We start from the raw sequence: 11,689 nt of genomic DNA, 5'->3' as shown, positions 1-11,689 counted from the left end.
GGCATGATCTTCCGGCTCGGCACCCGCGGCTCCCCCCTTGCGCTCACCCAGGCGGGGATGACGCGCGACGCGCTCGTCGCCGCGCATCCCGGCCTCGAGGTCGAACTCGTCACGGTGCGCACCACCGGCGACCGGGTGCAGGATCGCGCGCTCGCCGAGATCGGCGGCAAGGCGCTGTGGACCAAGGAGCTCGATCGCGCTTTGCTCGACGGCGAGGTCGATGCCTGCGTCCATTCGATGAAGGATGTCGAGACGATCCGCCCGGCCGAGATCGCGATCGCCGCGATGCTGCCGCGCGCCGACGTGCGCGACCGGCTGATCGGCGCGGCATCGATCGCCGATCTGCCACCCGGCGCGATCGTCGGGAGCAGCTCGCCGCGCCGCCGCGCGCAGCTGTTGCGGCTGCGCCCCGACCTGCGGATCATCCTGTTCCGCGGCAATGTCGACACCCGCCTTGCCAAGCTCGCCGCGGGCGAGGCGGATGCGACCCTGCTCGCCGCCGCCGGGCTCGACCGGCTCGGACGCCACGACACCGGGCAGGCGATCCCGATCGACCAGATGCTTCCCGCCCCGTCGCAGGCGGCGGTGGGGATCGAGGTGCGCGCCGGTTCGCCCGCCGCGGCGCTGGTCGCGGCGATCGACGATGCGCCGACGAGCAAGGCGGTGCTGACCGAGCGCGCCTTTCTCGCCGCGCTCGGCGCCGGCTGCCACTCGCCGGTCGGCGCGCTGGCGCGGATCGTCGAGGGCGGGATCGGCCTTCGCGCGCAATTGCTCGCCGAGGACGGCAGCGAAGCGGTCGAGGGCGAGCAGCAGGGCGCGGACGGCGCGATCGTCGCCGCGGCGCTGGCCCGCGACTTGCTCGGCCGCGCGCCGGAATCGGTCCGCCGGCTGTTCGGCGGGTGACGCGCGCCGCGATCGTGCTGCGCCCCGAGCCGGGCAATGCGCGAACGATCGCGCGGCTCGCGGCGCTGGGGGTGCCGGCGCTGGCGCTGCCGCTGTTCGCGGTCGAGCCGGTCGCGTGGGAGACACACGGCGGGGCGTTCGATTCATTGCTTATCACCAGCGCCAATGCGGTGCGCCACGCCGGCGCCGGGCTGACGGCGCTGGGTCACCTGCCGGTGATCGCGGTCGGCGAGGAAAGCGCCGATGCCGCGCGCGCCGGTGGCCTCACCGTCGCGGTGACCGGTACGACCGACGGCGTCGCCGCGCTGGACGCCGCCCGGGCGGCGGGATTTCGCGCGCCGCTCCACCTCGCGGGGCAGGAGCATATCGCCTTCGCGGATGTGGTTTCGATCACCGTCTATCGCAGCGCGCCGCTCGATCTGGCCGCCGGGGCGCTCGCGGCGGCACGCGACCGGGTCGCGCTGCTCCACTCGCCGCGCGCCGCGCGCCGCTTCGCCGAGCTGGTCGACCGTGACGCGGTGCCGCGCGAGACGATCCGTCTTGCCGCGCTGAGCGAGAAGATCGCCGCGGCGGCCGGCGCGGGCTGGGACGCGATCGCCAGCACGCCGCGCCCCGACGACGCATTGCTCGTCGCACTCGCCGCGTCGCTCGCGAGTTGACCCGTGGCGCCGGGCCGGGGATAGTGCGCCGATGAACGATCCACTGCCGAGCGAAACCGCCGCGCGCCGGCCGCGGGTCGGGCTGGTCATCACGACGCTCGTCGTGCTGGCATTCGTCGTCGGCATCGCGCTGATGCTCGTCGCGATGCGTAATTCGGGCGGCTGGTTCGTCCACACCCCGTCGACCACCCAGCCCGCGCCCGACGCCGCCCAGCCGCAAACCGCGCCGCAGCCCGAAGCGCAACCTTCCCCGCAAGCCACCGTCCCGCCGACCCCGGAAGCGCTCGATTCACGCGAAACCGCGCTTGCCGCGCAGCTTTCCGCGCTCGAAGCGCGCACCGCCTCGATCGACAGCACCACTGCCGCCGCCGCCGCGCAGGCCGGTCGCGCCGAGGCGATGATGGTCGCCTTCGCCGCGCGCCGCGCGATCGATCGCGGGGTGACGCTCGGCTATCTCGAGGTCCAGCTGCGCGAACGGTTCGGCCAGATCGCCGCCGGCCCCGTCGCCACCGTGATCCAGGCCGCACGCCAGCCGGTGACGGTCGCCGCGCTGCGCCAGGCGCTCGACGCCAACGCCGATCGGCTGACCAACGGCGGCGGCGACGGCTGGGTCTCGGGCTGGCTCGCCGGGATTCGCCACCAGCTCGGCAGCCTCATCATCCTCCACGACGTCAGCACGCCGTCGCAGCTCCCCGCCGAGCGGCTGGCGCGCGCGCGGCGGCTGCTCGACGCGGGGCAGGTGCAGGCCGCGCTGGGCGAGGTTTCGCGGCTGCCGGGCGCCGGGTCGTCGGGCAATTGGGCCAATGCCGCACGCCGCTTCATCGCCGCGCACCACGCGCTCGATGCCTTAGAAGCGGCGGCGCTGATGGTCCCGCCGCCCGCATCCGCCGACAACAACAATTCAGCCAATGCCGCGCCGCCGCCGCCCGCCGAACCGGCGGTTCGCGCCGAGCCGGCGGGGCCGGCGCGGGAAGCTATCTGACCCGCTCGATCAGCGCCATCGCACCGTGCGGCGCGCGGACCTTGGCGCCGTTGATAAAGAAGACGAAGGCATCGCGCGGCGCGGGCGCCGGTTTCGCCGCCTCGACATAAGGCAGCCCCTCGGGCGCGCCACCCGCGGCCCAGTCGCGCGCCGCCGCCGCCCAGCGATCGAGCTCGGCCGGACTATAGCCCGCCGGTTCCTCCTCGACGCCATTTTCCAGCCGCGCATAGGTGAAATCCCCGGTCACGTCGGCGATCGCGGGATAATCCGCCGAATCGGCATAGACGATCGCCACCCCGGCGGCGCGGCACATCGCAATGAATGCCGGGTCGGCGAAGCTGTCATGCCGCACCTGCACCGCGTGGCGCAGCGCCACGCCCTCATGCGCAGCGGGCAACAGCTTGAGGAAGGCGCCGAAATCCTCCGCATCGAATTTCTTGGTCGCCATGAATTGCCACAGGATCGGCCCGAGCCGATCGCCGAGTTCGACGATCCCCTGCCCGACGAAGCGCCCGACCGATTCGGCCGCCTCGGCCAGCACCTTGCGGTTGGTGCAGAAGCGCGAGGCCTTCAGCGTGAAGACGAACCCGTCGGGCACCGCTTTGGCCCAATTGGCGAAGGTCGCGGGCTTGAACCCGCTATAATAGGTGCCGTTGACCTCGATCGCGGTCATCTTCCCCGCGGCATATTCGAGCTCGCGCTTCGCGGGCCATTTCGGCGGGAAGAAGGTGCCGCGCCACGGTTCATAGGTCCAGCCGCCGATACCGACGCGAATCGTGCCTGTGCTCATGATCTTACCTGTTCCTTGTCGCGGCACCGGCCCGCTCCCCACCCGGCCTCCCATCAAGGATACTTTCGTGGGAGGCCGGGTGGGGGAGCGGGCCGGTGCCGTAACGATAGCACGGGGGTGGCCGCGTCGCACGATACGCTTGCGACGCGGCCGGCGCGATACGCGCGCCAGTCCCGAAAGGGAGGGGGATGGGACCGAACGACAAACGCCCGCCGTGCGATCGGGTTCGATCGCCCGGACTCAACGTACCGTGAAGATCACCCGGTCCACCGTTCGCCCCGCCAGATCGACCAACGCGAGCTGGTGCCGGCCCGGCGGCGGGAAGATCACCGGGGCCGTCGTCGCGGCGCCGAGATCGCGCATATCGAGCCGCAGCCGGTGCGTGCCCGCCGCCCCCGTCACCGATACCGCCAGCCGCTGCCGATCGCGCGGGATATCGGGATCGAGCGCATAGACGCTCCCCGAAACCGGCGCGGCGATCCGCGGGCGGCGCGCCTCGGCGGGCGCGACGTCAGCGCGCGCGAACGAGGTGCCGGCGAGGAACCATTCGCGGCGCGGCTGCTCGCCCGTCCCCGCGAAGGTCACGCGGCGCGCCTCGACCCCCGGCGGCGGGGGCGGCGGCGCACCGGCGCGGCGGGCGTTGAGCGCGAGCATCACGTCGCGCCACACCGGCGCCGCGCCGCTGGTGCCCGAGACGGCGCGCATCGCATCGCCCTCGACATTGCCCACCCATACCGCGACGGTGAAGCGATCGGTGAAGCCGACGCACCAATTGTCGCGCATCGCCTTCGACGTTCCCGTCTTCACCGCCGCCCAGAACGGCAGCCGCAGCGCCGAATCGAGCCCGAAGGTGCCCGCACGCGCGACGGGATCGGCCATCATGTCACCGACGATCCACGCCGCCGCGCGGGTCGTCACCGCGCGCGGCGCGGGGCGCGGATCATCCGCCGCCAGCCGCAGCGGCGCCCAGCGCCCGCCGAGCGCGAGGCTGCGATAGGCGGCGGCCTGCTCGGCGAGCGTCACCTCGGCCGAGCCGAGCGCGAGGCTGAAGCCGTAATAGGACCCGTCCTCGACCAGTCCGCGATACCCGGTATCCCATAGACGATCGCGGAACGGATCGACCCCGACGAGCAGCAGCGTGCGCACCGCAGGCACGTTGAGCGACCCGGCCAGCGCCGCGCGCGCCGAAACCGGGCCCTTGAACGCGCGATCGTAATTCTGCGGCACATACAGCCCCGAGGCGGTATCGAGCTCGACCGGGGTATCGTCGAGGATCGAGGCGGGGGTGAGATAGCCCTTCTCGATCGCCTCGGCATAAAGGAACGGCTTGAGCGTCGACCCCGCCTGGCGATAGGCATTGGCCGCGTCGACCGAGGGCGCGCTGGAATTGCCGCCGACGCCGCCGACATAAGCGAGCACGTCGCCGCTCGCATTGTCGACCACGATCACCGCCCCGTCGCGCGCGCGGGTCGCGCCGAGCCCGAGCAATTGCCGGCGCAGCGCGGCGACCGCGACCCTTTGCACCGCGATGTCGAGCGTGGTGGTGACGCGCATCCCCGGCCTCTTGAGCAGCCGGTCGGCGAGATGCGGCGCCAGCCCCGGATCGAGCGCGAGGCTGCGCGCCGGTCCCAGCGCCGAGGCGGCAAGCGCGGGGAAACGCGCGCAATTCCCCTCGTGCGCCAGCGCGCAGGCGCGCCGCGCGACCGCCTCGGCCGGGGCCTGCGGGTTGGGCAGCAAGGCGGCGAGCAGCAACGCATCGTCGCGGGTCACGGTCGCCGGGGTCTTGCCGAACAGCCCGAGCGCCGCCGCGCCGATGCCCTGCGCCTCGCCGCGGAACCCGGCGAGGTTGAGATAGGCCTCCAATATCTGATCGCGGCTCCAATCCCCCGCGAGCGCGCGCGCCGCCCGGATCTGGCGCAATTTATCGAGCCAGCCGCGTGCGCCCGGCCGCGCGAGATCGGGCGCGAGGAAACCGGCGAGCTGCATCGCCAGCGTGCTCGCCCCGCGCGGGCGCTTCCCCGCGACGCGATCGCGCGCCGATGCGGCGAGCGCGAGCCAGTCGACCCCATTGTGCTGCGCGAAGCGGCGATCCTCGCTGTCGACGATCGTCGTCCGCACCACCGGCGCGATGCGATCGAGCGGGGTCCACGCCAACCGCCGCGTCGCGAAATCGACCCGCGAGGAATCGAGCAACATGCCGTTGCGATCGTAAAGCCACGCCTCCGATGGCCGCCACGCATTGCGCACCTGCGCATAGCCGGGGAGCGGCGGCGGCCGGGTGAGCCAGTCCGCGATACCGAACAGCACGGCAATCGCGAGGATGACCGGAACCGCCCAGCGTTCGCGCGCGCGCCCTCCCCGTTCGTGCCCAACATCCCCCCGTTCGCCCTGAGCTTGTCGAAGGGCTGCCCTTCTTCCGTGGAAGAAAGTGCAGCTCAGCCCGAACGGAGGTTTGGGGAAAGGCATCGCGTCACTTCTGCACCACCACCACCGGCGCATTGGGCACCGCGGCGTGGATCGCGGGCGAATACATCGCCTCGACCCGCGTCGGCGGGAGCTGGAAGCGCCCGGCGCCGTTCAGCCGCAGCATGTACGACGCCTGGAACCGCCCGCGCGGCACCCAGGCGTAGAAAGCGCGCCACGCCGCATTGCCGCGCTCGATATAGGCCGGGACGACCCCGACCTGGACGTCCCACAGCTTGCCGTCGCCATCGACCGCGCCGAATTTGACCCCGTCGCCGCCGCTCGCCTGATCGGCGAGCATCTTCGATTGCCCGCCGAGATCGCCGACGATCGTCGCCCCGCCGGGGATCGGATCGTCGATCACCACCCAGTTGCGCTCGGCGGTCGCGTCGACCGTCAGCGTGATGCGCAGCACGTCGCCGCGGGTCAGTTGCCCGGCGACGCGGCGCTGGACCACCTCGACCTTGCGCGACAGCCGATAGCCCGCCGAGAGCGGCTGGGTGAGCGGCACCGCCGCGCGCACCGAGACGGTCGCCCACGGCCCCGCCCCGCCCGACTGGCGCAGCACCAGCGGCGTCTGCCCCGCCGGCAGCGGCAGCGACGCCTGCCGCCGGTCCGCCGCGAGCGGCCAGGCGAAGGTCGCGCTGCGCTGCCCCAGGGTCGCGGTCGTCGTCCCCGCGATCGCGGTCGCCGGATAGAGCTGGGCGAAGCGCCGCACGGTCAGCGCCCCCCAGGCGTTGGCGGTGGTGGTATCCCAGCGCCCGCGCTGCTGGCGAAGCGCGAGGCCGACCATCATCTTCGGCCCCTCGTCCTGCCAGCCGGGTTTGCCGAGCACCGCGAGCAATGCCTTGATCGAGCCTTCGTCGGCCGAGGACATCAGCCACCACGGCATGTTCGACGCATCGCTGAGATCGAGCCGCGTTCCTTCATAGACCAATCGGCTGCGCAGCGCGGTCTCGCCCGCGCCGCGCAACGCCTGCGCATTGGCGAGCCCCGAGACGCGATCGAGCGCGAGGAGATAATCGGCCAGGCTCGCGGTGGGCATTTCCGCCGGGGTCAACCCGATCTGGCCGAGCATCGCCGGGGTCGCCGCGCCGGCGCGGGCGAGCGCGGCGAAGGCGGCGAGCCGCTGGAGCCGGACATCGCCATATTCCTCGCGCCGCAGCCGCCCGTCGAGCACCGCGCGCAGCCCCTCGACCATCTTGGTCCGGCTCGCCTCGGGGATCGCCAGCCCCGCCTCACCCGCCATCGACAGGACGTAAGCGGTCAGCGCCTCCGATCCCTGCAGGCTTTCGCTCGGCCAGTAGCGCAGCAACCCGTCGGGCGCCTGATAGGCCGGGATCTCGCCCGCAAGCTGGGTCCAGCCGGCGGTATCGCCCAAAGCGACGATACGGCTCATCCGCTGCTCGAAACATTGATAGGGATAGGCCGCCATGAACGCGCGCACCCCCGCCATCGGCGGCGCGAGCGTATCGTCGAGCCGAAGGTCGACCGATCCCATCCCGCCGCCCAATCCCTTTAGCGCCCCGGCGGGCGCGCGGATCGGGATCGTCGTTTCGGCGCCGATGCGCGCGAGCGTCGACGCCCACACCTCGACCGGCACCGCGGGCACCACTTCCTGCGTCACCGTCACCTTGTCCGCCGCGCTGCCGTCGCTGGTCCGCGCGCTGACCTGCCAGCGCAGATTGCCCGGCTGCGGCGGCGCGGTGAGGTTCCACGCGATCGGCGCCGCGCCGCCCGCCGGGATCGTCACCGTGAGCGGCCGCCCGGTGGCGATGCGCGGGGTGAGCGCGACCTCCGCGGTCACCGTCATCGGCTTGTCCGAGCCGTTCCTGAGTGTGAACCCCGCGGCATATTGATCCCCGGTGCGCACCACCGGCGGCAGCCCGGCATAGAGCGACAGATCCTGCGCGGTGCGGATATTGGTCGCCCCCATCCCGAAGCGGTCCGCGCCGTCGGTGGCGATCGCCACCAGCCGGAACGAGGACAAGGCATCGTTGAGCACCACCGGGACGATCGCCCGCCCCTGCGCATCGAGCGCGACGCGGCCCTTCCACAACAGCACCGGCTGGAAATTCTCGCGGTTGAGCGCCGCGCTATCCGCGCCACCGCCGCCGCCCGCCTCGACCGCCTTGCGCCCGTAATGCCGCTTGCCGACCACCTGCATCTGCGCGGTGGCGGTGAGCACCGAGAGCGGGCGTTCGCCCATCATCGCGGTGAGCACGTCCCACGATTCATTGGGGGCGAGCTGGAGCAATGCCTGATCGACCGCGGCGAAGGCGACATCGGCGGTCCGCGCGGGCTTGCCGTCCGGCCCGGTCACCGCGATCGCCACCTGCGCGGTCTCGCGCGCGGCATAACGTTCGCGATCGGGCTTCACTGTCACCGCCAGCTTATGCGCTTCCCACCCGACCTTCACCTTGGCGATCCCGAGGCGATAGGCCGGTTTCGACAGATCGACCGTCGCGGTCGCCGCCGGCGCCTCGTCGCGCGCGCCGAACAGGCTCTTGAACCAGCCCCACCAGCTTTGCGTCACGCGCCCGCGCACCGCCATCACCGAGACATAGACGTCGGGCGCATAGCTTCCCGGCATCTTCACCTCGACCACCGGGTCCTTGCCCGACAATTCGGTGACGAAGCTCGACAGCACGCCCTCGCGCTCGACCGTCACCAGGGCGGTGGCGGAACGGAACGGCATCCGCACCTGGAAGCGCGCGGTGTCGCCGGCCTTATAGGCGGGTTGCTCGGCCACGACGTCCATCCGGTCGCCATTGTCGCCGCCGAACCACCAATCGTCGTCGCCCGCCAGCCACACCGAGCGGACCGCGCGCGCGACATTGCCGTCGGCATCGGCCGCGGTGGCGACGGCATAGACTTCGCCCGACACCCCCGGATCGACCGCGCATTGCGCCAGCCCCTGCGCGTCGGTCGTCGCCGAACAGGAAGCGGAGAGCTTGGTCGTCCGCATCTGATTGTCATAGGCGTAGAAGCCGCCGATCAGCCGGCGCCGCGCGGTAAGGATCTGCCGGCTGTACAGCGCGACATTGATCTTCTGCCCCTTGATCGGCTTGCCCTCGGGGTCGAGCGCGACGAAGCGGAGCCGCAAATCGTCCTGCTTCATCAGCCAGCCGTCGGTCTTGACCCCGAGCTGGACGCGCGAAGCGAAGACGGGGATCGTCCGCGAGGCGGTCAAGGTCTGGCCGTTGGCGTCCTGATAATCCATCTCGACCGTCATGTCGGTCGTGCCATCGAGCCCCTGCGGCACCTCGATCGATTGCCGCCCGGTGCCGTCGGCGCCGAGCCGCGCGGGCAAGGTCTGCGTCGGGGGCAAGGTCGGGCCGTCCTCCTCGCCGTCGCCGTTGAGCGGCTTCACCCCCTCCTGCACCGCGCGGCCGCCGAAGGTATAAGCGTCATAGCCGTCGGGCGTGTTGCGATGCGCGAACCAGCCGACGCGCATATCGACCGGCAGATTGGAGGCGCCCCCGCCGGAGAGGTAACCGACGAACAGGTCGAGCGGCACCGTCTTGGGCCGCACCACCGCACCCTTCGGCCCGCTCACCGTCGCGCGCATCGTCGGCAGGCGATATTCGTCGAGCCGGAACGATTGCTGGGTGTAGATCGTCCGCTCGCCCGCGATCACGCGCAGATCGTAATCGCCCATCGGCGCGCCTTGCGGCGCGGTCCATGTCGTCTCGCCGATGCCGTTGGCGTCGATCGTCAGCGGCACGTCGAATTCGGTGTCCGATCCGCGATGCGACAGCCGCAACGTGCCGGTGAACCCGGCGGGAATCGTAAAGCCGGCGCCGACCGGGCGGCGCACGATATGCTTCATGTGCACCGTCTCGCCGGCGCGGACCAAAGCGCGGTCGAACACGGTGTGGAACACGTCGTCGGGCTTCGAATAGCCGTACGGCAGATCGAAATCATACGGCCGGATGCCGTCGCCCCATTGGGTGAGCGTGAAGCTGAAATCGCCCCCGGCGCGCGCCGAGACCATCAGGGGATGCGTCGACGAATTGTCGTTGCAGCTGCCATAGGTCGCCGGTTCGGGCAGCCCGCCCTTGACGAACAACCCGCCCGAGCGATCGGTGATGCCGCGCGCCAGCACCTCGCCGGTGCAGCTGTCGGTCACCGCGACATTGGCATTGGCGACCGGCTTGCCGCTGTCGAGCGCGGTGACCCAGGCGAGGCTGCGTTCGCGGCCCCATTTGAAATGCACCGCCATATTGGTGACGAGCGCCGCCGCCGCGACATAACGCGGCGCATCGCGCCCGAGCAAGGCGCGGCCGAGCACCGGGCTCGCCAGTTCGACGACATAGAAGCCGGGCTTGCCGAGCGGCACCCCGACCACCTCGAAATCCTGCCCCTTGCCGGGCAAGGCGACATTGAGCGGCGCGCCCTGCTTGCCGAGGATCGAGGTGTCGCCGGTGTGGTTGACCTCGACCGTTTCCTCGCCGCGCTTGACCGATTCGTAGCGCGTATCGCCCGCGGCGGAGACGCGGCGCAGCCAGTCCGCCACCGCGCCGTCCTTGTCCGCGACGCGCAGCGCCTGCCCGCCGACGGTGAGGTTGCGGCCCTGCAGCGCGGGCTCGACATTGCGCACCGTCACCGGCAGCACGCCGCCTTCCTTCGCCTCGAGAATCCCGAACGGCGCGGCGAACTTGACCAGAGGCGGGGCGCGATCGAAGCGGATATCGAGCGGGAAGCGCTCGGCATTGGACAAGGCGCGGCCGCTCTCGTCCTTCACCCCCTGCGGCAGTTCGAGCTTCGCCGCGGTGGCATAAGGCAAGGGCGCGGCGAAGCCGATATCGGCGATCGTCGCCTTCTTCTTCTCGTCGTCGCTGAAGGTCGGCGCGATCGTCTTGCCGTCGGGCAGGGTGATGCGGATTTGCTGCGCGACCGACATCGCCACCGGCGCGGAGAAGCGCACCCACGCCTTTTCGACCGGGCTGCACCCCGCCTGCGGGTTGACCCGCGAACATTCGAACCGCGCCGCGAACGGCTTGCGCACCTTATAGTCGAAGCGCTGGTCGGCCCCGGCGAGCTTGCCGCCGACACCGGCGATATTCGCCCCCCACACCAGCGCCATGTCGCGCCCCGGCGGCAAATTGCGGCGGCATTTCAGCGCCACCACCCCGGCGACCGCGCGCTGGCGATCGGCGGCGGAGGCGGTGGCGAGATCGCCCGGCAGCCCGGCGTTCTCCAGGAAGTTACGCACCTCCCAGCGGTCCTTGCCCATCGCGCCGATCAATTTGCCCGGCAGATCGGCGGGGAGCACGTCGACCGGGATCTTCTCGCCGATCCCGTCGACCGCGCAATAGGCATTGGCCGCGATCGAACGCGGATCGGCGGGCATATTGGCCGCGACGAGGAAGGTCTGGTCCTCCTCGATCTCGTCGCCCCCGCCCGAGGGGAGCACCGCGCGCGCCACCGGCCCGCCGGCATCGACGGTGAAATTCTGCGCGCCGGCCAGCGCATAGCCCGCGACGCTCCTGAGCCCGTCGACCGTCTTGAAGCGGCACGTCGTTCCGCCGGGCAGCGGGCGTTCGAATTCATAGACCCAGGTCTGCTGGTCGACCCAGCGCCCCTGCCCGGCGACCGAACATTCGGCGGTCGCCGGCGCGGCGGCGCGCGGATCGCCGAGCGGCGCCATCGGCTGGCTGAAGCGCAGGGTGAAACGCTCGATCGTCCCGCCGCCGATCCCCGGCTGGGCAAGGATCACCCGCGGCGCATTGTCGCTGAGGGCCGCGACCGGCGCGATCGCCAGCGCGAGCAGGGCAAGCTTGGCGGCGAGCTTCATCGAGTGTCCTCCCGAGACCGCGGCGAGGCTATCGATGAAAAGTGCCGTAAGTCCAGCAGGAAACAGCGTTAATTCGTGTAATCGCTCAGGCG

6 protein-coding genes are annotated in these 11,689 nt (G+C 71.4%); 3 read left to right on the top strand and 3 right to left on the bottom strand.

The features are described from left to right. Positions 1-3: 3 nt before the first annotated feature. Genes hemC through NED98_RS13265 form a run of 3 tightly spaced genes read left to right on the top strand, consistent with a single transcriptional unit; the run spans position 4 to position 2,544 of the window. Complete coding sequence (hemC, locus tag NED98_RS13275) at positions 4-903, top strand: hydroxymethylbilane synthase (RefSeq protein ID WP_265313340.1); 900 nt, start codon at positions 4-6, stop codon at positions 901-903. Beyond that, a complete protein-coding gene (locus tag NED98_RS13270; protein ID WP_265313339.1) occupies positions 900-1,562 on the top strand; it encodes a uroporphyrinogen-III synthase in 663 nt (220 codons plus the stop codon). The genes hemC and NED98_RS13270 overlap by 4 nt, the downstream gene beginning before the upstream one ends. Positions 1,563-1,593: 31 nt before the next feature. Further along, positions 1,594-2,544: a hypothetical protein gene (locus tag NED98_RS13265; protein ID WP_265271257.1), complete on the top strand. Its 951-nt coding sequence runs from the start codon at positions 1,594-1,596 to the stop codon at positions 2,542-2,544. Here NED98_RS13265 and NED98_RS13260 read toward each other — a convergent pair. From NED98_RS13260 to NED98_RS13250, 3 genes are all read right to left on the bottom strand, one after another. Next, positions 2,537-3,334, bottom strand: a complete 798-nt coding sequence (locus NED98_RS13260; RefSeq protein WP_265313338.1) for a DUF72 domain-containing protein — start codon at positions 3,332-3,334, stop codon at positions 2,537-2,539. The genes NED98_RS13265 and NED98_RS13260 overlap by 8 nt on opposite strands. Before the next feature lie 240 nt (positions 3,335-3,574). Further along, the gene (gene pbpC, locus NED98_RS13255) at positions 3,575-5,641 is read right to left on the bottom strand and encodes a penicillin-binding protein 1C (RefSeq protein ID WP_265313337.1); all 2,067 of its coding nucleotides are present in this window, start codon (positions 5,639-5,641) and stop codon (positions 3,575-3,577) included. A 163-nt stretch (positions 5,642-5,804) separates the two neighbouring features. Then, on the bottom strand, positions 5,805-11,597 hold the full coding sequence (locus NED98_RS13250; protein ID WP_265313336.1) for an alpha-2-macroglobulin family protein: 5,793 nt from the start codon (positions 11,595-11,597) through the stop codon (positions 5,805-5,807). Positions 11,598-11,689 lie beyond the last annotated feature (92 nt).

This window comes from Sphingomonas lycopersici (genome assembly GCF_026130605.1).
Classification (GTDB): Bacteria; Pseudomonadota; Alphaproteobacteria; order Sphingomonadales; family Sphingomonadaceae; genus Sphingomonas; species Sphingomonas lycopersici.
This window is presented reverse-complemented; position numbering and strand designations above follow the sequence as displayed.

Coding starts and splice junctions, on each gene's coding strand:
- NED98_RS13250 (WP_265313336.1), bottom strand. CDS start 11,597: ATGAAGCTCGCCGCCAAGCTTGCCCTGCTCGCGCTGGCGATCGCGCCG.
- NED98_RS13260 (WP_265313338.1), bottom strand. CDS start 3,334: ATGAGCACAGGCACGATTCGCGTCGGTATCGGCGGCTGGACCTATGAA.
- hemC (WP_265313340.1), top strand. CDS start 4: ATGATCTTCCGGCTCGGCACCCGCGGCTCCCCCCTTGCGCTCACCCAG.
- NED98_RS13265 (WP_265271257.1), top strand. CDS start 1,594: ATGAACGATCCACTGCCGAGCGAAACCGCCGCGCGCCGGCCGCGGGTC.